The sequence below is a fragment of the Actinocorallia aurantiaca genome (assembly GCF_039533685.1).
GTDB lineage: Bacteria > Actinomycetota > Actinomycetes > Streptosporangiales > Streptosporangiaceae > Actinocorallia > Actinocorallia aurantiaca.
The window spans coordinates 317384-343798 of sequence record NZ_BAAATZ010000007.1 but is presented as its reverse complement, the minus strand read 5'-3'; the positions used below and the strand labels follow the sequence as shown (position 1 = coordinate 343798).

Here is a 26415-nt window from a genome sequence, read left to right as displayed (position 1 = left end):
CTGGCCGTGCGCGCCCAGGCCGTGGGCGCCGTACCGCAGGCGGAGCTGCTGCGCGCGGCCCACACCGCCAGGCTGGCCGGGCTGCACCGCGCCGAGGCCGCCGCGCTGCGGGTCGTACGGGGGGTGCGGGCCGCCAGAGCGCGGCGCGACGGGCACCGCCTGGCCGACCTCACCGGCGCGATGCGCGAACTCCTGCTGGCCACGAGCCTGCTGGCGTCGGGCCGAGGCGGCGCGGCCGTGGTCGGGACCGCGCGCCGCGACTACCGGCAGGGAACCTCCCTGCGCGTCCAGGGCGTCTTCCGGGAACCGGTGATCAGCGCGACGGGATACGGGGGAGTGGTCACCCACCTCGTCGCGGAGGACGGCGGCTGGTTCTCGGTGGCCGACGTCAAACCCGGCGGTCCCTCCCGGGCGAGAGCCGCCGCCAACGCCCCCGTCGCGATGGGCGGCACAGTCCTGGACCACGCCGAGCTGTCCCGCTCCGGCCTGCTCATCGCCGGAGTGACGATCTCCCCGGACGGCCGTCTCGGTGCGGGCAAGGGCGTCCGCGCCATGCCGTCCCCCGGGCTGGATTGGCAGGAGACCCCCGCCGTCCTGTTCGGGCGCCCCCTGGCCGAGGTCGTCGCCGACCGCCTCACCATCGCTCCCGGAGCCGACCCCGTCGAGGCCGAAACCCACCTCCGCCGCCCCTTCGGCTGCGACCTGGTGATCGTCGGCCCCTCGGGCGACCATCTCCTGGCCCACGAGCTGACCCCCGACGACGAGCCGACCGGCCCGCCGATCCGCCTCACCCCGGCCCAGCACCACCCCGACCTGGCCCACATGGCCAACTTCCGCCAGTTGGCGTCCCGCCCCGGCATCCGCATCCGGGCGGTCGCCCGCGTCGACCCCGACCGCGCCACCACCCTCACCCTCCTGGCGGTGGCCCCCGTCCCGGGAGCCGCCCTCACCCTCCGCCTCCCCGCCGAGTGGAAGGGCCACGCCGACCTCGGCTACGACAACCTCCAGGGCGCGCACTTCCCGCCCGCCTCGGAGTTCCCGCCCCCGCACCCCTTCGGCCCGCCCTCCGACCCCCTGGCGGACTCCCCGTTGTGGCGGGTCCGCCGCCTGGTCGAACTGGCCGTCTCCGGAGGCCGTCGTGCGATAGCCGAATCCGCCCGCGACAACGGTTCCGCTCCCGCCCTCCTTCACCGCTCGGGCTTCCACAACGCCGCCGACCTCACCACGACCCTCACCGCCGAGGCCGACCGCCGCACCCGCGACGTCTTCGGCCGCCTCACCGACACCGACTCCCGCGGCTTCGCCACGGCCTGGCTCGCCGCGTCCCTCCACCTCACCGCCACCGAACGCGCCCTGATCCGCGCCACCTGGACGCCGCCGGGGGACTGACGTCCCGGAGAGAACTCGGAAGGCGAAGGCCCCCGGGCCGGCGGATCGACCGCCGGCCCGGGGGCCTTCGCCTCACGGTTTGCCCCCGGTCTGGACGCACCCGTACCCGAACGCTTATTCTGGGCACAGGTGTAGCCAGAATATTCCTCGAGGGAGCCTCCCATGCCGCCCACGCTCGACCTGGTCCCGAACCTCCTCGCCCAGAAGTTCGACGAGGGATTCGACGCGAACGTGCGATCCAAGTTCTTCCGGGGCCTGGACTTCGCCGGCCCGGAGGGCGACCCCGGCTGGTTCGGCCCCGACAGCGCCGTCTGGTACGTGCACTCGCACTTCCCGACGATCATGCTCGGCCTGCTCGCCGCCTCCTACATCGAGGGCCTGGACCCGAGCATCAGCTGGATGGGCTACGACCACTCCCGCCTGGCCGAACGCGGCGAGGACGGCATCCCGACGGGCAGCATCGACCCGGCGGGAGCCCAGGTCCGCCTCGGCCACTCGCTGTCGTTCTTCATCGGCACCGCCTACGGTTCCACCCAGACCGCGGAGAAGCTGGCCCGCACCGTCCGGGCCATGCACCACACCATCAAGGGCGTCCGCCCCGACGGCGTCCGCTACGACGCCGACGACCCCGAGTGGCTCCGCTGGAACTACGCCACCGTCGTCTGGGGCCTGGCCACCGCCCACGAGCGCTACCACCGCAAGCCTTTGCGCGACATCGACCGCTACTACGGCGAGTTCGTCCGCGTGGGCGAGGCCCTCGGCGGCACCGACCTTCCCACGACGAAGGCCGAAGTGGCCGAATGCCTGAAGTCCTACCTCCCCCGCCTGGCCGTCACCCCCATCAAGGCGTTCAGCACCGGCCCCAACCTCCGCGACAGCAAGCTCAAGCCCTGGGAGCCCGGCAGCCCCTTCTTCGACTGGGCCGCCCGCGACCTCCTCCCCGACTGGGCCCAGAAACTGGCCCTCTACGACCCGCCCAACCCGATCGCCCTGCACGCCCGCCGCGCCTCCCTGTGGCTGACCCTCAACACCCTCCACGAGACCGTCGGCCCCCTCCGAGAGTTCCGCGAGGCCCAGGCCCGCGTGGCCAACGGCACCACCGCCCCCGTCGCCTCCACCGCCCCCACCGAGCCCGACCCGACGCTGACCCGCGAAGAAGTCGAAGCCATGGCCTGACCGTTTCGCTTCGGGTATTTCCGCCGAGACCGACCTCGCGCAGGATCGGCGACCATACGGAACCAAGCGATGATCTCGTGCCCGGTAAAGTGCTCTGCAGAGCCGTTGTCAGCGAGCCGGGGAGATTCCGTGTCGACCACTCCGCCGATTCTGGGCCGGCCGGTCGCCGCCAAGGGCGAAGAGACCAGGCAGCGCATCATCGAGGCCACGATGCGCTGCGTGGCGGAAATGGGCTACTCGCGAGCGACAATTCGAGAGATCGCCCGTGTGGCCCAGATGACCAGCGGCAGCCTCTACCACTACTTCCCCAACAAGTCCGAGCTCGTCAAGGCCGCGTTCCTCGAGCTCGCCGGGATCTCGCTGCCCCGGCTGTCCGCGGCCGCGGACCGCGCGGACGGCGTCCTGGACAAGCTGATGGCCGTGTTCGACGAGGGCGACCGGTTCCTGCGCGACCATCCCTTCGCGGTGGCGTTCGATCGCGCGATCCGCGCGGAGAGCGCTGCTGACCTCCACCTGGCCGAGGACAGCAACACAATCTTCACCGCGCTCCGCGACGTGGTCGCGGGCATCATGGAGCAGGCCCGACGGGAGGGAGCCCTGGGGCCGGAGGCCGACGTGGAGAGCGCCTCGAACGCGATCCACACCATCATGCTGGGCCTGTGCGAGCACACGGCCAACACGCCGCCGGAGGTCTACCAGGCCACCGGACGCGCGCTGAGGCTCCTCATCCAGGGCTCCCTGTTCGACTACACGAAATTGGCATAGGCACTCACGTCTTACGGCCGCCGTTGACGCCGAGGACCTGGCCGGTGATGTACGACGACGCGTCTTCGCAGAGGAAGACCGTGGCGTTGGCGATGTCCTCGGGTCGGCCGGCCCGGCGCACGGGGGTGATGCTGACGAAGTGCTCGAGCGAATCGTAGAAGCTGCCTCCGGCGATCGACTTCTCGAGCATCGGGGTCACCACCATGCTGGGCGGGATCGTGTTGACGGTGATCCCCTTGGGGCCGAGCTCGAGAGCCAGGCTCTTGGTGAGCCCGATCAGCCCCGTCTTCGAGCTGACGTAGGCCGACATGTACGCTTCGCCGCCCTGCGCGCTCGAAGACGAGATGTTGACGATCCGGCCCCATGAGGCGGCTTTCATGTCGGGCAGCACCGTCCGGGTGCAGAGGAACGGCCCGCGCAGGTTGATCGCCATGACCCGTTCCCACAGCTCGTCGGTGATCTCGGAGAACTTGCCGAACTGCACGATGCCGGCGTTGTTGACCAGGATCAGCACCGGGCCGAGGTCGGCCCGCACCCGCTCCACGGCGGCCTCGACCAGGAAGCGGTCGGAGACGTCGACCACGTAGCCGTTGACCGTGGCTCCCCCCTCGCGCAGCCGGGCGACCTCGGTGTCGAGCAGCTCGGCCTGGACGTCGAAGACGGCGACCTTGGTGCCGCGTGCGACGAGCGCCTCGGTGATCGCCAGGCCGAGGCCGGAGGCCCCGCCGGTGACGATCGCGGTGGTTCCCTCGAAGGGCATGGTTCAGGTCCTCCCGACCGGGCTGAACTCGATGTGCAGTTCGGTGAGCCCGCGGAGGATGAACGTCGGGATGTACCTGTAGCGCCGGTCGCCCGCGGGGCCGTGCCGGTCCTCGTCGATCCGGATGTCGGAGGTGCGGTCGAAGAGGCGCTGAAGGCTGATCATGGCCTCGGCCCGGGCCAGGGGCGCGCCCGGGCAGCTGTGGACCCCGCGGCCGAACGCGACGTGGTTCCGCGCGTTCTTGCGGTCGACGTCGAAGACGTCGGGTTCGGGGAACCTGCGTGCGTCGCGGTTGGCCGCCGCGTTCAGCAGCATCACCGTGGTGCCCGCGGGGAGGTCCACACCGCCGAGGGTGACCGGGACCTTGGACAGGCGGAAGTCGCCGCGGATCGGGCTCTCGTACCGCAGGGTCTCCTCGATGAAGCCGGGGAGCAGGGCGCGGTCGGCGCGCAGCTTCGCCTGCAGCGCGGGATCCTCGGCGATCAGCATCACCGCGGTGCTGAGCAGCCGGACCGTGGTCTCCTGACCGGCGGCGAACAGGTTGGCCGCCACGCACACCGCGTCGATCACCTCCGGGGTGCTCCCGTCGGGGAAGGTGGCCGCCGAGACGCCGGTCAGGACGTCGTCGCGCGGGTCGCGGCGGCGGTCCTCGATGTACTCGGTGAACTTGCCGTAGAGGTATTCCAGGGGCGAGTGCGCCAGCGTGTCCCCCTCTTTGCTGCTGCCGAGCACGCTCCCCGTCAACAGCGCCTCCCGGAACTCGGCGTGGTCGGACTCCGGGACGCCGAGAAGGTCGGCGATGACGAGCATCGCGAACGGAGACGCGAACTCGCCGTTGAACTCGCAGCGGTCGCCGACCAGCACCTCGTCGAACTGACGGTCGGCCAGCCGCCACATGAACTCCTCGTTCTCCTTCAGGCGCCTCGGCGTGATCATCCGGGACAGGAGCCCGCGGTGGGCGGTGTGGACCGGGGGGTCCATCGTCGGCAGCTGGTCGCTCATCGGCAGCTTGTCGCGGTGCGCGACGATCAGGTCGGAGATGTCGTCGCCTTCGAGCGGGACGGGGAACCCGGGAAACGGACCGGTGACGGAGGTGCACGAGGAGAACCGCTCGCTGTCGTTGTAGACCTCGACGACTTCCTCGTAGCCGGTGATCATCACTACGCCGTGGTGCTTCTCCCGGCGGACCGGGCACTCACCGCGCATGGCGGCGAGGTAGGGGTACGGGTCGTGCAGGAGTTCGTTGTCCGTGAAGAAGTTCGCGGAATCGATGTCGGTCACTTCAGCTCCACTCACTCCGAGATCTGGACGCCCTCGTAACTCTTGAGCATGTCGTTTCCGGGCAGCGCCATCTGAAGGTAGACGTCGATGTGCCGGATCTTGCCGGCCTCGTTGAACTCGTAGACCGAGACCGAATTGACGATGCTCTTGTAGTCACCGATCCGGCTGCGCTCCTCGAGTTCGAGGAAGACCAGGCCCGGCTTCTCGGTGACCCGTTTGAAAGAACACTCCCAGTCGGCGGAGGTCGCCCAGCCGGTAAGGAACTCGACATATTCCTGCCAGTTCATGACCTCTTTGAAGTTGCCGATGCGCTCGAACTCGTCGACCGCGACCAGCTCGGCCAGCGGAGCCCAGTCCGCGGTGGAGAAGCCGGGGCTCTTCGCGCCGTCCACCAGCCGCTTCGTCGTCAGGCCGTACTCCAGCGCCTTGCGGGAAAGACCGGTGTGCTCCTTGATGACTTCCTGCAGCTCCATGGATCACACCTTGTCTTCCGCGCCGGCGAGGTACCTGTCCACGACCGAGTGGTAGTGGGCGATGACGATCTCCTCTTTCACCAGCGTCATGTGCTCGAGCCGCTTGTTGCGCAGGCCCCGCTGCTGTCGCGGCATCTGCTCGTAGTCCTGCTGGAGGGCGAGGAAGTACGGGAAGCTCCCCGGCTCCTCGACCTCGGTCGGCTCCGCCCGGAACGCTTCCCGGTGCTCCGGAGGCAGCCACATGTAGCTGCTGATGTGCCAGACGCACTTTCCGGGGTCGCCCTCGGGGTCCGGCGTGGCCAGGATGACCGTGGCCTCACCGGCGCGGATCGTCATGAAGAAGTTCGGGAAGAGCACCCAGCCGTGGTTGTCGCTCATCTGGGCGTCGGTCAACGCGCCGACGTCCAGGCCCATGCCGGTCAGTGTGTCGCGCGTGGCCTGCTGCAGCAGCGTGCGAGCGGTGACGCCCTCGGGGAATCCGAGTTTCCCGTTCTCGTCGCGGTGGACGTCGACGAGCTCCTCGAACCGGGGCAGCACCGTGGTCACCGTGGGGAAGGTCCCCGGAAGCTCCCTGATCCCCTCGACCTGGTCCTCCGGGCCGAAGACCGACACGTTCGCCACCTCGAAGGGGGCGACGGACACGCTGTGGTCGCCGAGGAAGAGGTGCCGGCTCTTGGACGGGTCGATGTCGATCACTTTGAGGAGTTCCGGATGGATACCCGAGATGTGGTATCCCTCCGAGAACGCGTCGACGACGACCTTCCAGTTGCAGTCCAGGCCCTCCCGGACGTCCAGCACCGTGACCATCTCGTCGAGGCGATAGGGGGCCAGGAGTTTCGGGATCTCGTCGCCCAGGAACTCGGTGAGCGGTGTCGCGTCCGGGTCCGGGTTGAGGAAGACGAACCCGGCGAAGCACTCGACCCGCACCGGGAGGAGCGAGTTCTCGTCCTTGTCGACCGGGTCGAGGGCCTTCTCCCTGAGGATCCCCTTCAGCTTCCCGTCGAGGTCGTACGACCACAGGTGGTACTGGCACAGGAATCCGCGCTTGGAGTTCCCCCTGCCCGCGCACAGCGGGTTGCCCCGATGCCTGCAGGCGTTGACGAACCCGCGGATCTCGCGGTCCTTCCCTCGGACGATCATGTAGGACTGGTCGAAGAGCCGGTACTCCTTCCAGTCGCCGACCTCGGGCAGCTCGTCGACGCGGCCGACGACCTGCCAGACCCGCATCCAGATCAGATCCCGCTCGTTCTCCTGGATCTCCCGGGACGTGTAGCGGTCGGTCGGAATGCGCATGCGGTACCTGTCGGACGGTATGTCCGCCAGGCCCAGTCCCGCTTCCTCGACCCGCTCACTCGGCCTCACTGATGACATGGACCTCATCCTCCTCGTCTGTGGCAGAGGTCGCTCGGTGATGCACCCGGTAAGGGGTCCGGGCATTTCCTGGGGTGTCGTTATCGCGTTCCCGACCTTCATCGGAATTTTTGAACAGACCTGACGGTGCAATTATCCGCTCAGGATGGGGCGATAATTGATCGCTTGATTGATTAGCATCATGAAGGATGAATCGAGGGGATGTCAACACTCTTCTCTAAAACTGAGAATCCTCCTACCCGGCTGGATCTGACGCACCCAGCCCGACCTGGGAGTCCCTGGGCCGCGGTCTGATGGAGTCCGTCTCGACGACGATCGCCGGCGCCGCGCACGGCGCGTAGGGCCATCGCCGGGACGGCCGGAGATGCAGCACCCGTTCGCGGGAAATGGGTGGTGGGCCCGATGGCGGTGGCGGCCGATGCTGGGGCTGAGCGGTGAGGCATCCGGATCGCGGAGGCGTGAGGGCACGCCGACCGGGGCGGAATTCCGAGGCACCGGCTTTTCTCAGACCGAGGTGATCTGCATGCGGTTCAGTTCCGTCCGGGACGGCGACGTCCCTGGGGCCGGCTCGCGGCGCGGCCCGTACGCCGCCGTCGATCTGGGCAGCAGCCGGATCCGGGTCAGCGTCCCCGCCTACAAGGTGATGATCGACCGGCCCTCGTCGCTTCCCGTGGAGCCGGACGCCCCGGCGCCGGAGCCCGAGGGCGTCCGGCCCCGACGCCGGCCGCGGTGGAGGCCGCCGCGGGCTGCCCGGTGCGCACGATGGAGGCCCCGCTGGCCGCCGCGGTCGGAGCGGGGTAGGCGAGCGAGGACATGAGCCCCCGGCTGGTGATGGACATCGGCGCGGGCCTCGCCGAGATGGCGGTGATCGCGGGAGGGGAGGTCGGCCACACACGATCCGTCCAGTACCGCCTCGAGCAGCGCCCGGCAGCGCGAACCTGCGGCTGCCGCGGCACGTGCACGGCCGACTGGCCGAGGAACTGCAGCGGATGCTGGACGGACTGCCGGCCCGGCTGCGGTTCCGGGCGCGTTCCCGGGGCCTGCTGCTGACCGGCGGCGGCGCACTGCTCCCGTCCCTGCCGGGAGGCCTCGCCCTCCAGCTGGCCATGACCGTCCGGATCGCCCCCGATCCGGCCCGCGCGACCATCCGCGGCATTCGCCGTCCAGCAGACGCTCGTGCCATACCACCAGGTCACGAGCATCTATACGCCCTACAACGGCTACTACCCGCTGGCACCGTGGGCCGGACTCGCCGTCTTGGCCGGCTACGCGGTGGTGAGCCTGGCCGTGGCGGCGATCCTTCTCCACAGGAGGGACGCGTGAGAGCGGCCCTGCACGCGGAGTGGACGAAGATACGGACCGTCACCGGCCCCCTGTGGCTGCTGCTCGGCATGATCGCGGCGACAGTGGCCCTGAGCGCCGGGGCGACGCTACGCGTGACCGCCGGGTCGATCCTCTACCTGATCCTGATCGCCCTGCTCAGCCTCGGCATCGCCGCCATCGTGCGGGACTCCGCGACCGGCATCGGGGTCGTCCTCGGCCTGCTCTACCTTCTTCCCCTCATCTCCCAGGTGATCGGAGACCCGCACTGGCAGCGCCTGCTCCATCAGATCGGGCCGATGAGCGCCGGGCTCACCGTCCAAGCCACCACCGACCTCCACAGCCTGCCCCTCAGCCCCTGGGCCGGTCTCGGCGTCACCGCCGGATGGGCCGCCGCCGCGCTCATGGCCGGCGGCTTGCTGATCCGCATACGCGACGCTTAGAGCGCCGCGGTGAATCGTTCGGCGGCGTCCCAGAGTTCGCTTTCGCGCTGCGGGTCGTATGACTCCTCCGACGATCTGGCCACCTTGCCGCGGTCGACGTAGGAGCCGTTCGGCGCCTCGGTCGTGCCGAGGACGACGTCGGCGAGGTACCGGCCCGCGGCGCGGCGGCTGGTCGCGAAGGGCGTGAGGGTCAGCGCCGGAAGGACGTACCGCATCGCGAACCGGGAGACGGGGCCGGCGTCGCGGGCCAGGCCGGTGCCGGGGACGAACGCCGGGTTGTAGGCGACGGCGTCGATTCCCTCCGGCAGGCGGCGAGCGTACTCGTGTACGAGGTGGATGGCGGCCAGTTTGCTCGTCGAGTACGCGGTGCGCCCGCCGGCCGTGGTGTCCGACCCGGGGAAGGCGCCCGTACGGGCGAGGATCTCCGGGGACTGCCAGCGCGGGCCGGGCACCATGCCCAGGTTGTGCTTGAAGTCGCCGAAATGGGTGTCGCTGACGGTGATCACGATTCGTGAGGGAGGGACGAAACGGTCCTGGAGCAGGCGGACGAACAGGTGGTTGGCGAGCACGTTGACCGTGAAGGTCGCCTCGAGCCCGTCGGGCCCCTCGGTGAGCGCGTTCGCGTATTGCACGCCCGCGTTGCCCGTGAAGCCGCGCAGCGGCGGGAGGTCGCCCCGGTCGAGGCGGTCCCGGATCTCGGCGGCGGCCGACCGGACGCTCTCGAGCGAGCCGAGGTCCGCCGCGACATACGAGACGTCCTCGCCGAGCTCACCCGACAGCCGTGCGATGGCGGACTCCCTGGCGACGACGAGGAGATGCACGTCCGGCCGGCCCAGGACGCGTTCCGCGGCGACGCGGCCGATCCCGCGGCTCGCGCCCGTCATCACGATGGTGGAGCGCATGGCAGATTCCTCCAGTGGTCGAGCGCCCGGAGCGGCGCACCACCACGTTCGTCCCTCCCGCCGCCGCGGACCAGTGCCGTGTCCGTCCCTGGGACCGGCAGTACCCAGGCTCATCCGGTGGGATGCGGCGACAATGGCCCCATGGCCACTTCCCGTTCCGGCTTCGGCGCGCTCCTACGCGCCTGGCGCGACCGTCTCGCCCCCGCCGACGCCGGCTTCCCCGCGACGCCCGGCCGCCGCGCTCCGGGGCTGCGTCGCGAAGAGCTCGCGCAACTGGCCGGCCTTTCCGTCGACTACGTCCTGCGGTTGGAGCAGGGCCGCGCGACACACCCCTCGGCCCAGGTCGTCGGCGCTCTCGCCCGTGCCCTTCAACTCTCCCGGACCGAACGCGACCAGCTGTACCGGAGCGCCAGCCTTCTCCCTCCGCAGGACGGGACGGTCAGCACGCACGTGCCTCCGGGCGTGCAACGGCTCGCCGCACGCCTCGGCGACTTCCCCATCGGAGTGTTCACCGCCGACTGGACCCTCGTGTGGTGGAACTCCATGTGGAGCGCCCTGCTCGGCGATCCGTCCGCGTTTCCCGTCATCTGGCGGAACCTCGCCCGTGTCCTGTTCACCAGCGGAGTCGCTTTTCCCGTCCGGCCCGAACGCGGGCAGGACGCCTTCGAGGCGTCGATCGTCGCCGACCTCAAGGACGCCGCGTCCCGCTACCCCGCGGATGCCCGCCTTGCCCGCCTCGTGCAGGACCTCCGGGAAACGTCCGACGTGTTCGCCCGACTCTGGGCCACGGAGACGGAATCCGCTCAGCACACCACCGACCGCAAGACGATCCGCCATCCGGAGATCGGCGACATCTTGCTCGACTGCGACGTCCTCATCGTCCCGGGCGCGGACCTCCGCATGGTCACCTACACGGCGGCCGCCGGAAGCAGCGACGCGGGGAAACTCGACCTTCTCCGCGTCACCGGCATCCCGGCGGCGAACCACTCACACGATCGGCTGTAGCCTCCACCGCCCCGATCCGGTACGGGGTCCGCCGGTCAGGCCTTGCCGTCGGCGGTGTAGCAGCTGAACGTCGCGTTGAGGTAGGCGCCCTGCGGGCGCGTTCGGTCGGAGGCGTCGGTGAGGTCGATCTGTACCGCACCGCGTCCGGCGAGGGTGAAGGGGTGGGCTTCGACGTTGCCGGACTCGACGCCGAACTCCTGAAGGTCGGCGAGTTCCTGGATGACGGAGGCCGTGGCGGTGTTGCCGGCGTCGCCGTTCTTGGCGAGGAAGATCGTGCCGCTGCGGCAGCTCGTCGAGTCCATGCGCAGTTCGGTGTCGGTGCCACTGCCGTGGGAGTAGACGTACCGGAAGAGCACGCCGCCGACGTCGACGGTCTGGGTGGAACGTCCGGTGATCTGCGACAGCGTCACGTCGGCGTAGGAGTACAGCGTGTGCACCGCCGTGGCCTTGGTGCGCTTGCCGCGGTCCCGCACCAGGATCCGGTAGCGGTACTTGCCCCTGACGGGTGCTTTGACGGTGACGGTTCCGGAGTTCCCGGACAGCGTCCGGACCGTCGTGTACTTCGCCGCCGTCCCCACGGTCCGCTGCAGCAGGACGCTGCCGCGCTTGGGCTTCCCGCTCGCCTTCCAGCTGACCTTGACCTTGGAGTTCTGACTCACCCGGTACCGGTCGAGCTTGAACGAGGCCTTGGGCGCGGCCTGAGCCGGTGAGGCGAGACCGAGCACCAGCAGAAGACCGGTCGAGAGGGTGAAAACCGGACGAAGATAAAGTCGCATAGGGTTTGTTCCTTTTCCGGATGGGTCCCTGTGCGGATAGTGTTCCGGAAAAGTCGATAATTTGCTGTCGTTTTGGAGTGATTTAAGCCTTGGGGTTTTTGTCGCAAATGTGTATGTTTACTGGCAAAGTTAAAGACCTGAGGTTCGGTGGGAGCGAATGACCAAAAGATGGCCGGTTTCCGTAAAAGGGGTCGTTCTCGACCGCGTGGGGCGTGTTCTGCTGCTGCGGAACGAGCGGGAGGAGTGGGAGCTGCCAGGGGGCAGGCTGGAGTTCGAGGAGACGCCCGAGGAATGCGTCGTCCGTGAGCTCTTCGAGGAGTCCGGCTGGACGGCCGAGGCGGGCCCGTTGCTGGACGTGTGGGTATACGAGCCGATCCCGAACGCCAAGGTGCTCATAGTGACCTACGGGTGCCACCTGCTGGAGGGCGACGTCACCCCGAGGCTGAGCCACGAGCACAAGGAGATCGGCATCTTCGAACCCGAAGAGGTCGGGGGGCTCGTGATGCCGGAAGGCTACAAGAACTCGATCCGCGCCTGGCGCCGACGGCAGACGGCTCCCTCCGGATCCGCGTTCGAGTAGGCGCGCCGCCTTCCCGGGAAGCGGCGAGGGCGGACCTGCCGGGGTCGCTCGCTCAGAAGACCGGCTGGCCGACGCTCAGCAGGTTCCCCTCGCTGTCCCGGAACCAGGCCCCGAAATCGGCCCGTGCCCCCGTACTCGGGAAGTGCCCTTCGACCCGGACGATCCCGTCCCGGGTCCGCCCACCGCCGTACTCCTCGGCCAGCTCGAACTCTTCGAACACCACACCGCGCCGCTTGAGCTCCGACACGACCGCCTCGATGTCGTCGACCCGCCACGACATCTGGGTGAAGGTCCCCGGCGAGGCCCCCGCCGACTGGAACAGACTGAACTCCGCCCCTCCGCACCGGTACAGCAGCCCGCCGGGCCGTTCTTCGGCGGGTTCCAGCCCGAGCCGCTCGGAGTAGAAGCGCCGCGCCCGCTCCAGATCCTGTGCGGGCAGCCTGGTCGACACGCGCGCCTGCTCCAGTCCGATCCCGTTGTCCGCGTCCATGTCCTCCATTGTGCCGTGAACACCGCGCCGGGACGAAGGCGAAAACTAATGATAGTCAATGCTTTTCATAAAATAGATTGAACTGTCTATCTTTTGATGCCGATCGCTTTGTCCTTGTCGTTTCATGGTGAGCGGAGTTCATGACGGGGAATGGTTCGAACATGTGCCGCGCCGAGAGGGAGGAGGGCGGCCATGGGAGTCAAGCGCCTCATCGTCTGCTGTGACGGCACCTGGAACACCGCCGACCAGATGGTGGCAGGACGTCTCTGCCCGACCAATGTCACAAAACTCGCCCTGTCCGTCGCTCCGGTGGACTCCGCCGGGGTGGAGCAGCGCACCTATTACCGCAGCGGAGTCGGTACCAGCCGGTGGGAACGCCTGCGCGGCGGCGTGTTCGGTTTCGGGCTGTCGCACAACGTCTTCGACGCCTACCGCTTCCTCATCGACAACTACGAGCCCGGGGACGAGCTGTTCTTCTTCGGGTTCAGCCGGGGCGCGTTCACCGCACGCAGCCTCGCCGGCCTGGTCCGCAACTCCGGCGTCCTGCGCCGGGAGAACGCGGGCCGGCTGGATGAGGCATGGGCCCTGTACCGCGACAGGGTCGAGAAGCCGAGCGGCATGGCCTCGACCCTGTTCCGGAACTCGTACTCGCACGAACCCCGGATCCGCTTCCTGGGCATGTTCGACACCGTCGGCACCCGCGGCATCCCGCCTCTCGGCCCTCGCCTGCTCAGGCCGGTCGTCGAAAGGATCAACCACCGCTGGGAGTTCCACGACACCACGCTCAGCTCCCGGGTCGACGGCGCGTTCCACGCCCTGGCGCTCGACGAGCGGAGGTCGGTGTTCGAGCCGACGCTCTGGCACCGGCAGCCCGACGCCGGCGACCAGGAGCTCAAGCAGGTGTGGTTCGCCGGAGTCCACTGCGACGTCGGCGGCGGCTACTGCGACACGTCCCTGTCCGATCTGACCTTGCTGTGGATGGCGGACCAGGCGTGCAGGTACGGCCTGCAGTTCCTGCCCATCGCCTTCCAGCCCGGAAGCCCCGCCGAGACGTCCCCGGACGAGAGCACCCGCTTCACGGTGGCGCCCGACCCCATGGGCCGCCTGCACTCCTCCTGGAAGGGCCTCTACCGCCTGACCGATCCCCTGGACCGAATGATCGGCACGGCCATGAACGAACAGAACATCCCCGACGGCTGCGAGCGCCTGGCCACGACCGCCAAGGAGCGCCACGACACCGATCCCCGCTACCGCCCCCGCGGCCTCGTCGCCTACCTGAAAGACCCGGCGAACATCCACCTGGAACCGGTCTCGGAGGCAGCGCGCATCAGCGACCGGTGACAGAGCCGACCTCCTCGCCCGCTTCCAGGTCGGCCAGGCGGGCGGCGGTGGGGGAGGACCTCTGCGAAGTCCGTGGTCATGCCGGTTTGCGTTCGAGTGCGCTCGAAGCCGTAGCGTCGCCGCCATGACGACACGGACCTGGATCATCACCGGCGCTTCCCGCGGTTTCGGGCGCGCGCTGGCGGAGTCGGCGCTCGCGGCGGGCGACCACGTGGTGGCGGCGGTGCGCCGGCGCGAGAGCGTGGCCGACCTGGAGGAGAAGTACCCGGACGACTGCCTGATCGCGAAGTTCGACGTCCGAGACGTCACCGCGGCTGCGGGCCTCGTGCGGGATGCCCTCGACCGCTTCGGCCGGCTCGACGTGCTGGTCAACAACGCGGGCCGGGCCGTGGTCGGGGCGGTCGAGGAGGTCGGCGACGCGCAGCTGCGGGAACTGATGGATCTGCACCTGTTCGGCCCCGCCGCACTGGTGCGCGCGGCGCTGCCCGCGATGCGCGAGCGGGGCACCGGGACGATCGTGCAGATGAGCAGTCAGGGCGGGCGGATGTCGTTCCCCGGCGTGGCGGCGTACTCCGCGTCGAAGTTCGCTCTCGAAGGCTGGTCCGAGGCCCTGGCAGGGGAGGTCGCGCCGTTCGGGATCCGCGTGATGATCGTCGAGCCCAGCCGGTTCCGGACCGGTTTCCACACGGCCGACGTGCTCGAGTTCGCCGAGGCCTCCGAGACCTACGGTGACGTGCTCGCCGGCGTCCGCGCGGACATGGCCGGGGTCGACGGCCTCCAGGAAGGCGACCCGGCGCGGGCGGCCGAGATCATCGTGTCCCTCGCGCACGGTGCCGAGGTGCCGCTGCGGCTGCCGCTCGGACGCGAGGCGGTCGAGCGGATCTCGGGCGCGTACCGGTGTGGCCTGGACGAGGTCGAGCTGTGGGCCGAGACCGCCCGCAGTGCCGACTTCGAGGGCGTTCCGGCTTCGGTCCGGCCGATCTAGGCTGACCGCCATGGCCACCGACGATCTGATGACCAGGGCGCTCGAAACGCTCGGGGACGACGGCCGGCCGTCGGTCGAGGCGATCCACCGTCTCACCGACCTGGCCGACGTACCCGAGTCGATGACGATCGCCGAGATCGCCGATCTCCTCGGCGTCTCGCCCCACACGCTGCGCTACTACGAGCGGGCCGGGCTGGTCGAGGTGCCCCGCGACGGCAAAGGCCATCGCGTCTACGATGCCGAAGCGGTGCGGCGCCTGGTCTTCCTCACCCGGATGCGGCTGTCCGGCATGCCGATGCGCGACCTGCAGCACTACATCTCGCTCGTTGACGCAGGGAAGCACACGGTGCCCGAGCGGCTCGACATGCTGCTCGAACACCGCGACACCGTCCGCCGCCGACTCCGTGAGCTGACCCTCTCCCTCGCCGCGATCGAGTACAAGATCACCACGTATGGGGGCTCGACCGGACCGGACGAGGTTCAGGCCCTCGACAACGACACCGGCACCGACCGGCCGTACGGCGCAGCCGCACGAGCCGCTGCGACGGGTACCGGCAGGTTAGTGACGCCGCCACTCGCGGGAACGCCTCGGCACGGCCGTGGACGACCAGAACCTCCCCAACGACGACGAGCGCCTGGCCGCGACCGCCAAGGAGCGCCACGACATCGACCCCCGCTACCGCCCCCGCGGCCTCGTCGCCTACCTGAAAGACCCGGCGAACACCCGTCTGGAACCGGTCCCGGAGGCAGCGCGCATCAGCGACCGGTGACAGAGCCGACCGCCGCCGGTCCAGTGATCTTTTCCCGGTTCGATCGGGACAGCGGTCACCTCCCCGCAGACGTCTGGAATGGGACGGTGTCCGCCGGGCCTCTGCTGGAAGGAACAGGTGTGCTGGAGACCGTCGTCCTACTCGCCGGAACAAAGGACCGCTACAACCCCGAGACCGGACCCTACGCGTTCGCCGCAGTGGAGATCGTCCTCGTGGGGTTGACCTTCGGGTTGGTGCGTCTCGCCAAGGTGTTCTGCTGGGACGACTGGCTGATGGTCCGAGGCCGGCTGGTCCATGTCGCGGACCTGCCGGACGTGAGGCCGTGGCGCCGGATCGCCCTCACGGGAACGGCGGCCGCAGGGCCGGACGGGATCCTACGGGCTCCCTTGAGTGAAGAGCCCTGTGTCTGGTGGAGCGTCACGACACACGAGTCCGGCCCGAGGGCCGTCGCCGGTGAGCGGCAGGAATGCTCCGAGGGTTCCTTCACCCTCGAAGACGCGACGGGCGGCGTCGTCATCCCGATCGGCGAGGACGGCATCCGCGGCTCGACGCGGAGTCTCCGCCAGGAATCCGCCGATGAGGACCGCCCCGGCGTCAGGATCGTCCGGCAGGAGCGCATCATCCCCGAGGGAGCACGCCTCCAGTTCAACGGCACGCCTCTGGCCGATGAGGACGGCCGCCCGGTGTTCCCCGGGTACGAGACACGCATCGCGACCGTCGAGCTGGCGCACCACTGGCGGCACGGATGGTTCAAGGGCCTGCTGCTGGTCGCCGCCGCCATCCCCTTCCACGCCGCCGCGATCACGGTTCTCGTCATCTCCATCAGAGATTTCTGAGCCGCCCCACCACCGCCGCGGCGCGACTACAGGGCAGGTTCCCGGAAAATGGGTGCCAGCCCGGATGGCGACGGCCGCAGCGATGGCCGATGCTGGGACAGGGAACAACGGAGCGCCCGAATCGGGCCAGAAGAATCCGTTTCGACGATGCCGCCCGAGCCGCGCACCACGCGCCGGGCCATCCCCGAACACGGAGCGGACCGACGCTCCGGATCACGCCGGGGGGNNCCCCCTCCCCCCCCCGACGTGCTCCAGGCACGCGAGTGGAGTGACACGATGCCCCAGAACCTGACCGACGACGACGTGACGAACCGAACCCTCCTGGGCCGGCTGACGCTGCCCCTCACCGGCTGGACCGCCCGCCTCTACCATCACGACGGCCACCCCGCCCGCCTGGTCCTGGACCCCGGCGGCGGCTCACCCCTGACCTATTCGCTGCTCCGCCCGCCGGTGCCGGAGCAACTGCTGCTCCAAGCCCACCACGTCGGCCTCGACCGCGCCTTCGGCCCCGCGGCGATCAGCACGGTCACCCTGGCCTACGGAATGACCGGCCGCGGCCCGACCGAACCATCCTTCCTCCGCCACCGCACCTGGCGCCCGCCCCTCGTCCACGAGGCCCGCCCCCTCACCCTGGCCGACCACATCTGGCTGGCCGAGGCCCCTGGCCACTTCGACGAGGCCCGCGTCACCGCCGACGGCCACACCGCCGTCCGCCTCGTCTGAGCCACAGAGGCGCTCGTCACAGCAGCCCGGAGGCCGCCGGGAGGTTCTCATCGCGCCTCAGCCCGGTTTCGTGGTTCTCGCCACGAAACCGGGCGGATGGTCTGTCAAGACTGATGCGTTCTCGTGAGCGGGACGGCCGCGCAGGCTCAAGCGCCTGCCCTGGATCAGATTTCGGGGTCGTCCAGGCCGCCGCCCAGGTCGGGAACCGTTCCCCGAACATGTGGTGGATCGCCGGCCACTCGAGTCACCGCAGCCAGGTGAGGGCGAGGGCCAAGGCGTCCTCTCCCCGTTCGTCCGGGGCGATCGGGTTGTTGTCGTAGACGCGGCCCAAGCGGTCCGCCTCCTTGGAACAGGTGAGGATGAGCCGTGCTCCATCAGGGAGGTCGATGCCCTCGTTCCCGGTGGCGTAGCCTGCGGTCGGTTCGCCGAAGGTGCGGACACGGGGCAAGCCCAGGAAGGAGATCAGGGTGGCCTCGGCGGCACTCGCCGTGCCGCGGTCTATGAGGATGGCGGTCCTGGGACGCAGGTGGCGCAGCACGTAGGGATTCGGTACCGGTGATTTGTTCGTGGGACCGTCGAGGACTCTTCCTTCGCGGAGTTCCCAGCGGGACTGCACTGAGCCGTCGGCTCCGACGAACGATCCGAGGTGGCCGTCGCCGAGCAGCGGCGCCACCACGGTGACCATGGGGTACATGTTTCCGCCGCCGTTGCCGCGCAGGTCGACGATCCAACCGGCGGGATCGTGTCCGTCGAGTTCACGGACGAGCGCGGCGCCCGTTGCGGTGTAGCGGCGGACGGGTTCGTCCCAGCCGGCCACGGACGGGATGGCCAGGTAGGCGAGGCGGTCGTCGATCAGCCGTCCGGTGGGGAGCGGGTCTGTCTGAGCGCTCCTGCGGGCCAGCCGTTCGGCGGCCACCGTCGGCGTCAGGAAGAACGTGTGCTTGTCGCCCAGCATCTCGACCGCCCGGGCGATGACGGCGTGTGCCTCCCCGAGCGAGCGAGCCGAGACCGCGTGGAACTGCGTCCAGTCGACCAGGGCACGGTTCAGCGCCCGGCGTTCCAACATCCCGAGCACATGCGCCAAGTACTCTCCGGGGTTCATCGCGTCAGCGGCCACGTGCCGAACGCTAGCGGCGCCTACCGACAGTTCCCCGAGGCCCTTGGCCGCCGCTCTTGCTCAGGACGGCGACACCGACGCCGCGGATGAGCGCTCGCCCACCACGGCAACACCATGGTCGCAGCCGGTTGCCCATCCGAAGCGCGAGGATCTGCACTGATTCCCGCTCCGCCTCGGCCAGGGGTCTGAAACCGCTGGGAATCAGCCCGAGCCGTCGCGCCTCCACCATCTGTTCCCAGAGCCGACGAAAGGTCCCTCCTGTCGCGAAGAACGTATCGAGGTCGTCGGTCGGCCCCTCCGAGGGCGGCTTCTCGAAGTTCTCGACCTTGCCGAGCCACTGGGGGGCAGCCCAGGCGTTCAGCGAGCTTGTACCGGGACAGTCCGGCGGCCTCCCGCCTGGCCCGCATCTCGATCACGAACGACTTCTGCGGGCCAGGCGCGTCGGTCACGTAGACGGGGCCGCGTCTCCGCTGGCCGAAGGGCTTCCAGGCGGTGTGCCGGTGGCCCTGGAGCATCCAGTGGAGTCCGTTCAGGAACTCCTTGTGCAGGTCGGGCTTGGGAACAGTATGGATTCGACCGTCTCGCGGGAAGGTTTCCACTGCGGCTTTCGGAGGGGAAGAGGGAGAGCACCGGCATCGGTGCGCGACAAGGATGTCACACCGGGTGTCGGCCCCCACCTCGCAGAAAGGCGTGATCCATGGCTGAGGCGTACTTCGCTTTCAGGGACATCAGCGGCAAGGAGTTCGTCTTCCAGCTCACCGACAGCGGCAAGATCGAGCACGCGCGGAAGATCCTCAAAGGGGAGGAGACGCAGGAGACCCATGTCATGGGCAGGCTCCGCAAGACCCGCGCCTCCTACAACCCGAACTGGAGCTTCCACCTCGACCCGGACACCATCCAGTTCTTCGCGATGGCGATCGAGGTGTGCGACGCGAACATCCAGTACGTCGAGGACCACCTGGACGAGGCCTGCGGGGCGTTCCTGCCCGGCTGCCACTGGTGCCCGTGGACCTCGTCCCTGACCCGCGAGGTCACCGCCACGGGCGAGGCCGTCGCCGCGGGCGCGGCCATCCGCAAGATCGCCGAGGGCTGGTCGGGGCTGAAGGGCACCGTGTTCGCCTCCGGCATCGACGCCGCCTGCGCCGTACCGGACAGCACCACCGACCTGTACCTCTTCAAAGGCGACCAATACGCCCGCTACCGCACCAGCGAAGAGAAGATCACCTCCGGCCCCAAGGCCATCGCCACCGGCTGGTCGGGACTGAAGGGCACCGTGTTCGCCTCCGGCATCGACGCCGCCTGCGCCGTACCCGGCAGCACCACCGACCTGTACCTCTTCAAAGGCGACCAATACGCCCGCTACCGCACCAGCGAAGAGAAGATCACCTCCGGCCCCAAGGCCATCGCCACCGGCTGGCCCGGCCTGAAGAACACCGCCTTCGCCTCCGGCATCAACGGCGCCTGCGGCGCGCCCGACGGCGCCGTCGGGCTCTACCTGTTCAAGGGCGGCCAGTACCTCCACTACCGCACCGGCGACGAGAAGATCGAGACGGGGCCGAAGGCGATCTCCGAGAAGTGGGCGCTGGCCGACGGGTTCAGCAAGGGCATCGACGCCTCATGCCTCGTCCCGGGCAGTAGCACCGACCTGTACTTCTTCAGGGGCGACGCCTACGAACGCGTCCACTGAGCCCGAACTCAGCAGGCGTTCCCGGCGGACAGGGCCAGGAGGCGGGCGGCGTCCGCCGGGAACGTCAGAGGGTCCACCGGGTCGGGGAGGTCCGCCAGTTCCTCCGGGAGGAGCCAGGCGCAGCCCAGGTAGGTGTCGTTCTCGTGGGGGGTGAACGCCGTGGGGGCGGCCGGGGGGCGGTCGGTGGGGAAACGGGCCGGGAAGAACGGCTCGTCCTTGACGTAGTGCACGCCCAGCCAGGTGAAGTCGCGGGGGACCACGACCGACACGTCCTCGACTCTCGCGGGGTCCAGGCCGGTCTCCTCCACGAGTTCGCGGCGGGCCGCCTGCAGCGGGGTCTCGCCGGGGTCGACGCCGCCGCCGGGGGGTTCCCAGTAGCGTCTGCCGTTGACGGGGTCGTTCCAGTGCAGGAGCAGCAGCCTGCCGGAGGCGTCGACGCAGACGATGCGGACGGCGGGGCGGGATTCGGACATCGGGCGGCCTCCGGAGCGGGTCAGGTCAGCGAGTCCAGGACGGCGGCGGCGAGGCCGTGGGCGGTGGTCATTCCGATGCCGGAGGTGACCGAGACGACGCGCACGCCGTCCGCGACCTCCCGGTCGAGGAAGGGGCCGGGGGCCGAGGCGTAGACGCCGTGCCAGCGTTCGCGCACCCGCAGCTTCGGGACGCCGAGCAGGCGGGCGCCTTCGCGCAGCAGCAGGTCCGACAGGTCCTCTTCGGCGAACGGCGCGTAGGTGTGGGAGTAGTGGTGGGTGTCGCCGAGGACGATATCCCCGTCCGGGCGCTGGGTGAACATCAGGTTGACGACGGCGTCGAGGAGTTCGGGCGACTCCTGCCGCACGCGGGTGCGCACGTGCTCGGCCGCGGACAGGGAGGCGAACCCGCCGTACCGCAGCAGGGACAGGCCGGTCAGCACGCCGGGCCGTACCCGCACCCCGCCGGGTGCGGCGACCTGCAGCATCTGCAGGCGGCACCGGGTCATCCCGGCCTCGTCCGCGGTCTCGGGCAGCAGCCGGTCGACGTCGTGGCCGACCGCGAGGACGACCCGGGCGGCGCGGACGTCGCCGCGGGACGTGCGGACCAGGCCGGGTCCGACGGCCAGCACGTTGGTCCGCCACGCGATCGGCACGCCCTGCTCGACCAGCCAGTCCGCCAGGGCCGGTACCGCTTCCCGAAGGTCGACCCGCAGGTCCAGGGGAAGGTGGGCGCCGCCGACCACCTCGGGGTCGTGCGTGGGCAGGTGCTCGGCGACTCCGGCGCGGTCCAGCAGCACGACCTGGTCGGCTCCGCGCGCCGCCGCGAACTCCTCCAGCACGGCCTGCTCGTCGGGCCGTCTGGCGACGACGACGGTGCCGGACTCCAGCAGCGTGAATCCGGCCTTCCCCGCCAGGTGCAGCCACCGTTCCCGGGCCGCCAGCGCGTAGGTGAGCGCGACGCCGTCCTGCGCGGTCGTGCAGATGTGCCCGAAGTTCCGTATCGAGGCGCCCGCCGCGAACGCGTCGCGTTCCACGATCGCGACCGACAGGCCGCGCAGATGCGCTTCGACGGCGTGGGCGAGTCCTACGACGCCGGCTCCGACCACGAGGAGGTCGACCGGAGAGGCGGGGAGAGCGTTCGGCTCGGTCAGGGAGGTCACGGCGGGAAGGCTGCCGAGCCATCGAGCCTGAAGTCAACACCGCAGACCGTCCTGTACGGACAAGTTCAGCCGTCGTTCACCTGCGGATTCGTCACGCCGCCGGGTCGAGCACGGCGCGGACGCGGGGCCAGCCGGAGAGCCCGTCGACGAGGACCATGGACGCGCGGAGGCCCGGTGCGAGGGCGCCGCGGTCGGTGAGCCCGGCGACGGCGGCGGGTCCGGAGGTCACCAGGGCGGTGGCCGCGGGCAGGTCCGCCAGGCCGGAACGGGTCAGGACGGCGATCGCCGCGAGCATGGTCTGCGGCAGGTAGTCCGAGGCCAGTACGTCGGCCAGGCCGTGTGCGATGAGTTCGCTCGCCGAGACGTTCCCGGCGTGCGATCCTCCGCGCACCAGGTTGGGGGCTCCCGCCACGACCAGGAGGCCGTGCTCACGGGCGGCCCGGGCCGCGGCGAGCGTCGTGGGGAACTCCGCGACGGTGCCGCCCCGCCTTGGCGAGGGTGGTTCGGCCTGGGAAGGGTACTTACGGAGACGGCCCGGCACGAGACACGACGGAGGACGCCATGACGATTCCGCCGGACGATCCGACCGCGCTGCCCGGCCGTCCGCCCGTGGTCGATCTGGCCACCTGGCAGGCCGCCCGTGACGAGCTTCTGGTCCGCGAGAAGGTCCATACGCGTGAGGGTGACGCCATCGCCGCGGCCCGTCGGCGGCTGCCCATGGTGGAGTTCGACGGGACGGTCGAGGTCGTCGGACCTGACGGCCCGGTCCCGTTCCTGGACCTGTTCCAGGGCCGCGACGAGCTCGTGGTCTACAAGCACATGTGGTACGACGGCGCGCCGCATCAAGGGCAGTGCGAGGGCTGCACCACCACGGTCTGGCACGTGAAGGACGCCGTCTACCTCAACGCCCGGGGCGTCTCGTTCGCCGTCCTGACATCGGGCAGGTGGGACGAGGTGGCTCCCTACGTCGAGTTCATGGGCTACACCCAGCCCTGGTACTCGGCGCGCGGCGTGGAGGCGCCGGTCGGCGACGGCATGGGTTCCCTCACCTGCTTCCTGCGAGACGGCGACCGTGCGTTTCTCACCTATTCCACGACGGGCCGGGGCAACGAGCCGGCCAACGCCTCTCTGGGCCTGCTCGACATGACGCCCTACGGCCGCCGCGAGGCATGGGAGGACACTCCCGCGGACTGGCCCGAGGCCCCTCAGGTCGGCTCACCGGTCGGCGGGCACGGCGCCCAGATCTGCTGGTACTGGCGCACGGACGCCGACGGGAACGCCACCTGGGGCCCGACCAGCCGCCCCACACCGCAGTGGACCCGCCCCGGCGCGACTCCAGTGGAGACCCTCGGTCGGCATGGCCCCCATCACTGACGGGCCTTCGTCGGCGGCGTCGGCGAGGGCGTCCGACTCCGTCTTCGGACACTGAAATCGGACGCCCTCGCTCCATGCGTGCAGCCGATCAGCCGGCGACGACCTCCGTGTTCTGGCAGGCGGTCAGCAGCCAGCGGCCGTCGTCCTGCTTGGACATCACGTACAGCGGAGCGCCTTCGCTCTCGTCGCCCGGGGACAGGTAGAGCTGACGAACCTTGACCGCCGCGACGTCCGGGCGGATGAAGAGTACGTGGACCACCTCATAGGTGACCTTGCCGTCCCAGTCGGCGGCGGGGAGGACTTTGTGGGTGAACTCCGAGATCGCGTCGAGGCCTATGAGGACCTTGCCGCCGCCCGTCGTCCAGACCGCCTCGGGGTGGAAGAGGGAGAGGAACTCATCGGGGTCCTTGCGCTGCTGGGAGCGCTCGACGGTGGCTACGATCTGTTCGATGGCTTCGATGTCTGCGGCGTACGCAGTGGATTCCGTGTTCATGTGCACCACGGTGCTACTTGAAGCAAGGTAGAGGTCAAGAGGTGATCGACCATTGGCCCCTGGGAATCGATTCGCTCCTGCCTTGGCGATCCGCCAGATCGTCGAAGCCCTCACCGCCGCGCACGGGCAGGGCGTGATCCACCGCGACATCAAGCCGCACGACCTCATCCGGCCGCCGGACGGGCGGCTCAAGGTCTGTGACTTCGGCATCTTCCGTCTCAAAGCGGCCACCACGGGCCTTACCAGAAGGCCTCCCGACTGCCTCGTTCAGTTCGTGAAGATGGTCTGAGACCTGGCGCTGACGGACTCGCCCTGTATTTCTTGCCCGAATAACCGCTCTGCCGGTAGATGGGAAGATGCGAAGGTCGCGTTCGCTCAATGGAAGAGAATCCCCGGCATGGCCGTCGTCCACCGCACGACCCTAAGTCCGAGCAAGCTGGAACTGCTCACCTCCTGGCTGCCCTCCCGGCCGTGGTATCGCGGCGGCGCGGACGAACCGGAACTGGCCAAGGCCGGCGGCTTCCGGCTGGACGACCCGCAGGGTGAAGTCGGGATCGAGCTCATGGTGGTCACCGACATCTCCGGTGCTCACCCGACCACCTACCTGGTGCCGCTCACCTATCGCGGCGCCCCGCTCGACGGGGCGGAACACGCCCTCGTCGGCACCATGGAACACGGGGTGCTGGGACGGCGCTGGGCCTACGACGGCTGTCACGACCCGGTGCTGGTCGCCCGGCTTCCGGCTCTGATCGAGGGCCGGATCCAGGCCCAGGACCAGAACACCAGCGACACCCCTGACCGAGAAGTCATCTGCTCCTACACCGGTGACGGCCTCGCCTCCACGGACTTCACCGGCGTCGCCACCGACGACCACGAGTGCACCAAGCTGCCCGCATCGCATGGTGTGGTCCTCCGCTTGCACCGGGTCCTGCGTCCCGCCCTCGACAACACGCCCGTCCTTCCCCTTGAAGCGGCCGGCCATGTCGCCGGCTCCTGGCGCCTGCCGGACGGCGCCCGCGCGCGAGGGCTGTTCGTCGTCCTGCACTCCGTCCCTCGCGACTAGCACCTGCCTCAACGTGAGGCCAGGAGCCTGCCGTTGAGAACGCGTGCTTCGGCAGGCGCGTGGAACCAGCGTTGGGTCTCCACGTACCTGAGAGGTCGAGCGAGTTCGTGTGCGGTAGCTGTTCTTCAACGAACTGCCGCCTGAGAACAGGAGTGGCGATGCCTCCGAGGCTCAGGCTCCGCAGAGCGGTCTCATCCGCTCGCCGACCGCGAGGCCGCTCATCGGATCGCTTGGCCGACGCGTGGTGCGACGACCCGTAGGAACGGCAGGGCGATGAGCAGCGCGAGCGCGACCAGGAGGCTGCTGACCCATACGGGGCCGAGGTCGCTGACACTGGTACCGAGAGTCGCTGCCGCAACGGCCGGCCCACCGGCTGCGCCGATGTTGAGCGCCGCGGTCGCATACGACCCGCCCATGGTGGGGGCGTCCACCGCTTCGTAGAGCACTCTGGCGATCAGGGTGCCGCCCAACGCGAAGGACAGTGCTCCTTGCACGAACACGAGGAGCAGTAGTGCCACCGGCTGTGCGGCCAGGATCGCCAACGCGACCCAGCCGAGCAACAGCATGGGGCCACAGCCTGCGATCACGAGACCGGGACGCTGATCCGAGAGCCGTCCCGCGAGGGTGACGCCGACGAAAGATCCACAACCGAAGAGCACCAGCACGACCGGGACCCACAGCTCGCCCAGGCCGGCGGTGCCGGTCACGATCGGCGCCAGGAAGGTGAATGCGGCGAAGGTGGCGGCGTTGACCAGGGAGCCGAGCACCATGACCAGGAGCAGCCCGGGCTTCGCGAGCTGGGCGATCTCGTTCCGAAGGGGCGAGCCGGCCGAAGCGCCCTGAGCGGTCCCTCTCATCCGTGGCGGGAAGCCCTTCACGATGCCGAGCACGGCGGGAAGACACAGCAGCGCGATCGCCCAGAAGGTCGCCCGCCAGCCGAGCATCGTGCCGAGCACCGCGCCGCCTGGAACTCCGGCGATGACGGCTACCGTCGTACCCGCGAGCAGAACTCCCAGCGCGCGTCCCTTCTGATCGGCTGTGACGAGCGTGGCCGCCGTACTCAGTGCCACGGCGAGAAAACCCGCGTTGGCCAGAGCGGCGATGACCCGGGTCAGCAGCAGAACCGAGAAGTTCTCCGTCAGGGCGCCCACGATATGCGTGGCTGCGAACACCAGCACGAAGCACAGCAGACTCGTCCGGACGGGCCACTTGCGCGCGAGCACCGCCATCAACGGCGCCCCGGCGATCATCCCGACCGCGAACGCCGAAGTGAGAAGGCCGGCGGCCCCGACCGACACATCAAGGCCGGCGGCGATGTCCGGCACCAGGCCGGCGAGCATGAACTCCGAAGTGCCCATGGCGAAGACCGCCACGGCGAGCAGATAGAGCGGGAGAGGCATCGAGAACTCCGAGGTGAGAGAACGACAAGGAGACGTCTCGTCACCGCGGCCAGCACCCCGAAGGCATGCGCGACTTCCCATGCGGTGAAGACCGCTGGGAACCGGACTGAGAACTCAGCGGTTCAGGGGGCTGACGGCGTGACCGAAAGCCCCCACCTTGGATGCCTCAGGGCTCGACATGGCGCTGACACTACTCGAGCCCACGGGCCGTCACGCAACCGAATTTCGTAGCGTGGGTGTCATCGACGTCATGCCGTACGCG

General features: G+C 69.4%; 27 protein-coding genes and 1 pseudogene. 15 read left to right on the top strand and 13 right to left on the bottom strand.

Annotated features, from left to right (window positions below; translation table 11 throughout):
* The 3 genes from ABD327_RS12045 to ABD327_RS12035 form a co-directional block, all read left to right on the top strand.
* Positions 1-1389: hypothetical protein (locus tag ABD327_RS12045; RefSeq protein WP_344450400.1), on the top strand; the 1389-nt coding region annotated here is incomplete at its 5' end.
* A 162-nt stretch (positions 1390-1551) separates the two neighbouring features.
* On the top strand, positions 1552-2565 hold the full coding sequence (locus ABD327_RS12040) for an oxygenase MpaB family protein (protein ID WP_344450399.1): 1014 nt from the start codon (positions 1552-1554) through the stop codon (positions 2563-2565).
* A 129-nt stretch (positions 2566-2694) separates the two neighbouring features.
* A complete protein-coding gene (locus tag ABD327_RS12035; protein ID WP_344450398.1) occupies positions 2695-3330 on the top strand; it encodes a TetR/AcrR family transcriptional regulator in 636 nt (211 codons plus the stop codon).
* 4 nt (positions 3331-3334) lie between these two features.
* On the opposite strand, the gene ABD327_RS12030 is transcribed toward ABD327_RS12035, so the two are convergent.
* The 4 genes from ABD327_RS12030 to ABD327_RS12015 are packed head-to-tail and all read right to left on the bottom strand — an operon-like array spanning position 3335 to position 7215.
* A complete protein-coding gene (locus tag ABD327_RS12030; RefSeq protein ID WP_344450397.1) occupies positions 3335-4090 on the bottom strand; it encodes an SDR family NAD(P)-dependent oxidoreductase in 756 nt (251 codons plus the stop codon).
* 3 nt (positions 4091-4093) lie between these two features.
* The gene (locus tag ABD327_RS12025; RefSeq protein WP_344450396.1) at positions 4094-5371 is read right to left on the bottom strand and encodes a cytochrome P450; all 1278 of its coding nucleotides are present in this window, start codon (positions 5369-5371) and stop codon (positions 4094-4096) included.
* 11 nt (positions 5372-5382) lie between these two features.
* Entirely contained in the window at positions 5383-5844 is a 462-nt protein-coding gene (locus ABD327_RS12020; protein WP_344450395.1) for a hypothetical protein, read from the bottom strand.
* A 3-nt stretch (positions 5845-5847) separates the two neighbouring features.
* Positions 5848-7215 (bottom strand): aromatic ring-hydroxylating oxygenase subunit alpha, encoded by a 1368-nt coding sequence (locus tag ABD327_RS12015; RefSeq protein WP_344450394.1) that lies wholly within the window; start codon positions 7213-7215, stop codon positions 5848-5850.
* Between the two features lie 1176 nt (positions 7216-8391).
* Between ABD327_RS12015 and ABD327_RS12010 the strand changes: the two genes are divergently transcribed.
* Positions 8392-8538: a hypothetical protein gene (locus ABD327_RS12010; RefSeq protein WP_344450393.1), complete on the top strand. Its 147-nt coding sequence runs from the start codon at positions 8392-8394 to the stop codon at positions 8536-8538.
* Positions 8535-8978, top strand: a complete 444-nt coding sequence (locus tag ABD327_RS12005) for a hypothetical protein (RefSeq protein WP_344450392.1) — start codon at positions 8535-8537, stop codon at positions 8976-8978. The genes ABD327_RS12010 and ABD327_RS12005 overlap by 4 nt, the downstream gene beginning before the upstream one ends.
* Here ABD327_RS12005 and ABD327_RS12000 read toward each other — a convergent pair.
* A complete protein-coding gene (locus tag ABD327_RS12000) occupies positions 8975-9880 on the bottom strand; it encodes an SDR family NAD(P)-dependent oxidoreductase (protein ID WP_344450391.1) in 906 nt (301 codons plus the stop codon). The genes ABD327_RS12005 and ABD327_RS12000 overlap by 4 nt on opposite strands.
* 141 nt (positions 9881-10021) lie before the next feature.
* Here ABD327_RS12000 and ABD327_RS11995 point away from each other — a divergent pair, with 141 nt between their 5' ends.
* Positions 10022-10885 (top strand): helix-turn-helix transcriptional regulator, encoded by an 864-nt coding sequence (locus ABD327_RS11995; RefSeq protein WP_344450390.1) that lies wholly within the window; start codon positions 10022-10024, stop codon positions 10883-10885.
* Between the two features lie 35 nt (positions 10886-10920).
* On the opposite strand, the gene ABD327_RS11990 is transcribed toward ABD327_RS11995, so the two are convergent.
* On the bottom strand, positions 10921-11661 hold the full coding sequence (locus tag ABD327_RS11990) for a hypothetical protein (protein ID WP_344450389.1): 741 nt from the start codon (positions 11659-11661) through the stop codon (positions 10921-10923).
* Between the two features lie 157 nt (positions 11662-11818).
* Between ABD327_RS11990 and ABD327_RS11985 the strand changes: the two genes are divergently transcribed.
* Positions 11819-12241 carry an NUDIX hydrolase gene (locus tag ABD327_RS11985; protein WP_344450388.1) on the top strand — a complete coding sequence of 141 codons (423 nt, stop codon included), beginning with the start codon at positions 11819-11821 and terminating at the stop codon, positions 12239-12241.
* Positions 12242-12293: 52 nt separating this feature from the next.
* Here ABD327_RS11985 and ABD327_RS11980 read toward each other — a convergent pair whose 3' ends face one another.
* Positions 12294-12731 carry a VOC family protein gene (locus tag ABD327_RS11980; RefSeq protein ID WP_344450387.1) on the bottom strand — a complete coding sequence of 146 codons (438 nt, stop codon included), beginning with the start codon at positions 12729-12731 and terminating at the stop codon, positions 12294-12296.
* A 192-nt stretch (positions 12732-12923) separates the two neighbouring features.
* Between ABD327_RS11980 and ABD327_RS11975 the strand changes: the two genes are divergently transcribed.
* From ABD327_RS11975 to ABD327_RS11960, 4 genes are all read left to right on the top strand, one after another.
* Positions 12924-14072, top strand: a complete 1149-nt coding sequence (locus ABD327_RS11975; RefSeq protein ID WP_344450386.1) for a DUF2235 domain-containing protein — start codon at positions 12924-12926, stop codon at positions 14070-14072.
* Between the two features lie 124 nt (positions 14073-14196).
* Complete coding sequence (locus ABD327_RS11970) at positions 14197-15057, top strand: SDR family NAD(P)-dependent oxidoreductase (RefSeq protein WP_344450385.1); 861 nt, start codon at positions 14197-14199, stop codon at positions 15055-15057.
* A gap of 10 nt (positions 15058-15067) precedes the next feature.
* Positions 15068-16663, top strand: coding sequence for a MerR family transcriptional regulator (locus ABD327_RS11965; protein ID WP_344450384.1), 1596 nt, complete (start codon positions 15068-15070; stop codon positions 16661-16663).
* 276 nt (positions 16664-16939) lie between these two features.
* Positions 16940-17386: a hypothetical protein gene (locus ABD327_RS11960; protein WP_344450383.1), complete on the top strand. Its 447-nt coding sequence runs from the start codon at positions 16940-16942 to the stop codon at positions 17384-17386.
* Positions 17387-17630: 244 nt separating this feature from the next.
* On the opposite strand, the gene ABD327_RS11955 is transcribed toward ABD327_RS11960, so the two are convergent.
* The gene (locus ABD327_RS11955; RefSeq protein WP_344450382.1) at positions 17631-18503 is read right to left on the bottom strand and encodes a S41 family peptidase; all 873 of its coding nucleotides are present in this window, start codon (positions 18501-18503) and stop codon (positions 17631-17633) included.
* 697 nt (positions 18504-19200) lie between these two features.
* On the opposite strand from ABD327_RS11955, the gene ABD327_RS11950 reads away from it, so the two are divergent.
* Positions 19201-20190 (top strand): BP74-related protein, encoded by a 990-nt coding sequence (locus ABD327_RS11950; protein ID WP_344450381.1) that lies wholly within the window; start codon positions 19201-19203, stop codon positions 20188-20190.
* A gap of 8 nt (positions 20191-20198) precedes the next feature.
* Here the strand turns inward: ABD327_RS11950 and ABD327_RS11945 are convergent, their stop codons facing one another.
* From ABD327_RS11945 to ABD327_RS11935, 3 genes are all read right to left on the bottom strand, one after another.
* On the bottom strand, positions 20199-20663 hold the full coding sequence (locus tag ABD327_RS11945; RefSeq protein WP_344450380.1) for an NUDIX hydrolase: 465 nt from the start codon (positions 20661-20663) through the stop codon (positions 20199-20201).
* A gap of 20 nt (positions 20664-20683) precedes the next feature.
* Positions 20684-21823, bottom strand: coding sequence for a TIGR03364 family FAD-dependent oxidoreductase (locus tag ABD327_RS11940; RefSeq protein ID WP_344450379.1), 1140 nt, complete (start codon positions 21821-21823; stop codon positions 20684-20686).
* Between the two features lie 91 nt (positions 21824-21914).
* Positions 21915-22364 carry a hypothetical protein gene (locus tag ABD327_RS11935; protein ID WP_344450378.1) on the bottom strand — a complete coding sequence of 150 codons (450 nt, stop codon included), beginning with the start codon at positions 22362-22364 and terminating at the stop codon, positions 21915-21917.
* A 20-nt stretch (positions 22365-22384) separates the two neighbouring features.
* Here ABD327_RS11935 and ABD327_RS11930 point away from each other — a divergent pair, with 20 nt between their 5' ends.
* The gene (locus ABD327_RS11930; protein WP_344450377.1) at positions 22385-23197 is read left to right on the top strand and encodes a DUF899 family protein; all 813 of its coding nucleotides are present in this window, start codon (positions 22385-22387) and stop codon (positions 23195-23197) included.
* 88 nt (positions 23198-23285) lie between these two features.
* On the opposite strand, the gene ABD327_RS11925 is transcribed toward ABD327_RS11930, so the two are convergent.
* The gene (locus ABD327_RS11925; protein WP_344450376.1) at positions 23286-23690 is read right to left on the bottom strand and encodes an SgcJ/EcaC family oxidoreductase; all 405 of its coding nucleotides are present in this window, start codon (positions 23688-23690) and stop codon (positions 23286-23288) included.
* An 82-nt stretch (positions 23691-23772) separates the two neighbouring features.
* On the opposite strand from ABD327_RS11925, the gene ABD327_RS11920 reads away from it, so the two are divergent.
* The gene (locus tag ABD327_RS11920; RefSeq protein ID WP_344450375.1) at positions 23773-23979 is read left to right on the top strand and encodes a protein kinase domain-containing protein; all 207 of its coding nucleotides are present in this window, start codon (positions 23773-23775) and stop codon (positions 23977-23979) included.
* A 108-nt stretch (positions 23980-24087) separates the two neighbouring features.
* Positions 24088-24753 carry a maltokinase N-terminal cap-like domain-containing protein gene (locus tag ABD327_RS11915; RefSeq protein WP_344450374.1) on the top strand — a complete coding sequence of 222 codons (666 nt, stop codon included), beginning with the start codon at positions 24088-24090 and terminating at the stop codon, positions 24751-24753.
* 171 nt (positions 24754-24924) lie between these two features.
* On the opposite strand, the pseudogene ABD327_RS11910 reads toward ABD327_RS11915, so the two are convergent.
* Positions 24925-26153 (bottom strand): annotated as a pseudogene (locus ABD327_RS11910) (Cmx/CmrA family chloramphenicol efflux MFS transporter).
* Between the last annotated feature and the right edge of the window lie 262 nt (positions 26154-26415).

What these genes read in the sequence shown, in the direction of transcription:
- ABD327_RS12040 (WP_344450399.1), top strand. Translation starts at nt 1,552, where the DNA reads ATGCCGCCCACGCTCGACCTGGTCCCGAACCTCCTCGCCCAGAAGTTC.
- ABD327_RS12030 (WP_344450397.1), bottom strand. Translation starts at nt 4,090, where the DNA reads ATGCCCTTCGAGGGAACCACCGCGATCGTCACCGGCGGGGCCTCCGGC.
- ABD327_RS12020 (WP_344450395.1), bottom strand. Translation starts at nt 5,844, where the DNA reads ATGGAGCTGCAGGAAGTCATCAAGGAGCACACCGGTCTTTCCCGCAAG.
- ABD327_RS12015 (WP_344450394.1), bottom strand. Translation starts at nt 7,215, where the DNA reads ATGTCATCAGTGAGGCCGAGTGAGCGGGTCGAGGAAGCGGGACTGGGC.
- ABD327_RS12000 (WP_344450391.1), bottom strand. Translation starts at nt 9,880, where the DNA reads ATGCGCTCCACCATCGTGATGACGGGCGCGAGCCGCGGGATCGGCCGC.
- ABD327_RS11995 (WP_344450390.1), top strand. Translation starts at nt 10,022, where the DNA reads ATGGCCACTTCCCGTTCCGGCTTCGGCGCGCTCCTACGCGCCTGGCGC.
- ABD327_RS11990 (WP_344450389.1), bottom strand. Translation starts at nt 11,661, where the DNA reads ATGCGACTTTATCTTCGTCCGGTTTTCACCCTCTCGACCGGTCTTCTG.
- ABD327_RS11985 (WP_344450388.1), top strand. Translation starts at nt 11,819, where the DNA reads ATGACCAAAAGATGGCCGGTTTCCGTAAAAGGGGTCGTTCTCGACCGC.
- ABD327_RS11980 (WP_344450387.1), bottom strand. Translation starts at nt 12,731, where the DNA reads ATGGACGCGGACAACGGGATCGGACTGGAGCAGGCGCGCGTGTCGACC.
- ABD327_RS11975 (WP_344450386.1), top strand. Translation starts at nt 12,924, where the DNA reads ATGGGAGTCAAGCGCCTCATCGTCTGCTGTGACGGCACCTGGAACACC.
- ABD327_RS11970 (WP_344450385.1), top strand. Translation starts at nt 14,197, where the DNA reads ATGACGACACGGACCTGGATCATCACCGGCGCTTCCCGCGGTTTCGGG.
- ABD327_RS11965 (WP_344450384.1), top strand. Translation starts at nt 15,068, where the DNA reads ATGGCCACCGACGATCTGATGACCAGGGCGCTCGAAACGCTCGGGGAC.
- ABD327_RS11960 (WP_344450383.1), top strand. Translation starts at nt 16,940, where the DNA reads ATGCCCCAGAACCTGACCGACGACGACGTGACGAACCGAACCCTCCTG.
- ABD327_RS11950 (WP_344450381.1), top strand. Translation starts at nt 19,201, where the DNA reads ATGGCTGAGGCGTACTTCGCTTTCAGGGACATCAGCGGCAAGGAGTTC.
- ABD327_RS11945 (WP_344450380.1), bottom strand. Translation starts at nt 20,663, where the DNA reads ATGTCCGAATCCCGCCCCGCCGTCCGCATCGTCTGCGTCGACGCCTCC.
- ABD327_RS11930 (WP_344450377.1), top strand. Translation starts at nt 22,385, where the DNA reads ATGACGATTCCGCCGGACGATCCGACCGCGCTGCCCGGCCGTCCGCCC.
- ABD327_RS11925 (WP_344450376.1), bottom strand. Translation starts at nt 23,690, where the DNA reads ATGAACACGGAATCCACTGCGTACGCCGCAGACATCGAAGCCATCGAA.
- ABD327_RS11915 (WP_344450374.1), top strand. Translation starts at nt 24,088, where the DNA reads ATGGCCGTCGTCCACCGCACGACCCTAAGTCCGAGCAAGCTGGAACTG.